Raw genomic sequence first — 873 nt, 5'->3', positions numbered from 1 at the left:
CGTACGCCCGGTCGGACGCCGCGGTGGTGCTGATCGGAGCGGTCACGAGCACCGAGTCTACGCCTGNCATGCACCGCTGCACGCATTTCCGTCCCGTGACGGTCGCGTGACGTCCCGACATCGTCCTCGGCGCGGTGCGAGCCGCACGGATACGCTGGCGGCCCAACGTCAACGAGGACGTTCGACACAGGAGGTTCCCCTGATGGAACGCATCACCAGGGCCGACGACCGGGTGCACCGCCCGGCGGGTCCGTGGACACCCACCGTCCACCGGCTGCTCGAGCACGTGCACGGACAGGGGTTCGTCGGGGTCCCGGAACCGATCTCCCTCGGAGACACGCTCGAGACGGTGTCGTTCGTCCCGGGCACCGCGGGGGACTACCCGTGGAACCAGGACATCGCCAGCGAGGCCGCGCTCGTCACCACCGCCCGGATGCTCCGGCACTACCACGACGCCGCGCAGGACTACCCCCGCAGCGACGCCGACGTGTGGTCCCAGGCCGAGCGAGCCCCCGTCGAGACGATCGTCCACGGTGACTTCGCGCCCTACAACTGCGTCTACGACGGCATCGCCGCCGTGGGCATCATCGACTTCGACACCGCGCACCCCGGTCCGCGGGTGTGGGACGTCGCGAGTGCCGTGTACCGCTTCGCGCCCTTCACCACCGGCCTCGTCGAGGGCGGTTCCGCGAGCCTCGAACACCGGCTCGGGCGCGCCGCGGAGTTCTGCCGCGCCTACGGCCTCGACGCCCGCTCGCGGTCGGTCCTCGTCGAGACCATGGTGTCCTCGCTCGTGGCGCTGGTCACGACCATCGAGACCGAGGCCGCCGCGGGGGACCCGAAGTTCGTGAGCGACCTCCGACACGGGCACGT

At 71.0% G+C, this 873-nt stretch carries 1 protein-coding gene; it reads left to right on the top strand.

All coding sequences use genetic code 11. The annotated features are described in order from the left end of the window. Positions 1-202 precede the first annotated feature (202 nt). Positions 203-873: phosphotransferase enzyme family protein (locus I59_RS17320; RefSeq protein ID WP_022904944.1), on the top strand; the 671-nt coding region annotated here is incomplete at its 3' end.

Source organism: Curtobacterium sp. B8 (assembly GCF_000333315.1).
GTDB classification, from domain to species: domain Bacteria; phylum Actinomycetota; class Actinomycetes; order Actinomycetales; family Microbacteriaceae; genus Curtobacterium; species Curtobacterium luteum.
This window is presented reverse-complemented; position numbering and strand designations above follow the sequence as displayed.